Annotated in this window: 1 protein-coding gene; it reads right to left on the bottom strand. The window is 73.2% G+C overall.

Annotation, left to right across the window (positions count from 1 at the left end):
* Window positions 1-290 precede the first annotated feature (290 nt).
* On the bottom strand, window positions 291-1,965 hold a 1,675-nt coding region (locus G3573_RS21290; RefSeq protein ID WP_163263635.1), incomplete at its 5' end, for an ATP-binding protein.

The following is a 1,965-nucleotide window of genomic DNA, read 5'->3' as shown; positions in this document are numbered from 1 at the left end:
GGGCGGCCCCGGCGGCCGCCGCCACGGCCCGCCGCCCGAGGCCCCGGCCCCGGTCGCGCCGCCGGCGCCGGTGGAGAGGTAGGAAACGTCAGATCTCCCCCCGAGCGGAGCGCAGGGGGGAGCAGGCGGCGAAGCCGCCGTGGGGGGCTCCAGCCCGACTCGACGCTGGCCGCCGCCCCGTACGCCCCGACCGGGTTTGCGTCTTTGCGCACTGAGCCCGCGCGCTCCGCTGGAGCCCCCCACGCCGCCTTCGGCGGCGGCTCCCCCCAGAGGGGGGAGATCTTGCAGAATTACGCCGCGTGAACTTCCGCCTGCGGGCGGTTGACCGGCAGGATGACGTGGGCGGAGGTGCCGCGGCCGGGCTCGCTCTCCAGCTCCAGGCGGCCCTGGTGCAGCTCGACCAGCGACTTGGTGAGCGCCAGGCCCAGGCCCGAGCCCTGCTGGGTCTTGGCGTGCTGGCTCTCGACCTGTTCGAACGGCCGCGCCAGTCGCTCCAGGTCTTCCCGGGAAATGCCGATGCCGGTGTCGGTCACGCTGACCCGCACGCCGCCGCCGGCCGAGCGGGCCGCCAGCGTGACGGAGCCGCCGCGCGGGGTGAATTTCACGGCGTTGGACAGCAGGTTCAGCAGCACCTGCTTGAAGGCGCGATAGTCGGCCTCGACGTCGGGCAGGGTCGAGGGCAGGTCCAGACGCAGTTGCAGGCCGGCGGTCTCGGCGCGGTTGCGCACCAGGCGCATGGCGTCCTCGGCCACCTCCTCGATCGACACCGCCTCGAAGCGCAGGGTCATCTTGCCGGCCTCGATCTTGGCCATGTCGAGGATGTCGTTGATCAGGGCCAGCAGGTGCTGGCCGGAATTGTGGATGTCCTGGGCGTACTCGCGGTAGCGGCGGTCGCCCAGCGGTCCGTACATCTCGCCGACCATGATCTCCGAGAAGCCGTTGATGGCGTTCAGCGGTGTGCGCAGCTCGTGGCTCATATTGGCCAGGAACTCGCTCTTGGCGCGGTTGGCGCCCTCGGCCTTGGTCTTGGCCGCCTCGTACTTGCGGGCGAGGATCGCCAGCTCGGCCTGGCTCTGCTCCAGCCGTTCGACGATCTGGTGCAGCTCTTCCTCGTTGCGCCGGCGCGCGTCTTCCTGGCGCTTCACGGCGGTGATGTCGGCGGCGGTGATCACCGCGCCGCCGTCGGCGGTGGTGCGCTCGGAGATCTGCAGCCAGCGGCCGTCGTGCATCTCGGCTTCGCGCACGCCCGGCCGTCCGTCCGGAGCGGCGGCTTCCTGGCGCACGGCCAGCTGGGCGATCTGCATGATGGCGTCGCGCGGCGCGCCCGGCTTCAGCAGCCGCTGCTCGAAGCCGAACCAGTCGCGGAAGGTCTGGTTGCTCATCACCAGGCGACCCAGGCGGTTCCACAGCACGAAGGCTTCCGAGGCGCTCTCCACCGCGTCGCGCAGGCGGGCCTCGGCGGCGCGGGCGCGCGACTGGGCCGAGCGCTCCTCGGTGACGTCCAGCGCCACGCCGACGATGCGCGAATAGCCGTCCTCGTCGCGTTCGCCCACCGCCTGGCCGCGGGCCTCGATCCAGGTCGAGCGGCCGTCGGCGCCGGGCGCGCGGAAGGTGACGTCGAAGGCGCCGTAGGCGGCGGCGCTCTTCAGGGCGTGCAGCACGCGGGGGCGATGGTCCTGGGCGACCTTGTCCAGCAGGTCGTCGCCCTTCACCACGCCGCCGGCCCGCCAACCCAGGATCACGGCCAGCACTTCCGAGACGTAGACCTCGTCGGCGCGCAGGTCCCATTCCCACACGCCGCAGCGGGCGGCCTCGACCGCGGTGCGGTAGCGCCGCTCGGTGTCGGCGAAGGCGCGCCGGTCGGCCCCGGCGCGGCGGGCCACGGCCCAGACCAGCAGGGTCAGGCCGCCGCCGATGGCCAGCAGGGCCAGCGGCAGCACGCGGGCGAACGGCCCGACGCTGGCG

This window comes from Caulobacter sp. 17J65-9 (assembly GCF_010975005.1).
Taxonomy (GTDB): domain Bacteria; phylum Pseudomonadota; class Alphaproteobacteria; order Caulobacterales; family Caulobacteraceae; genus 17J80-11.
The sequence above is the reverse complement of the archived record's forward strand: the minus strand, read 5'-3'. Positions and strand labels throughout refer to the sequence as shown.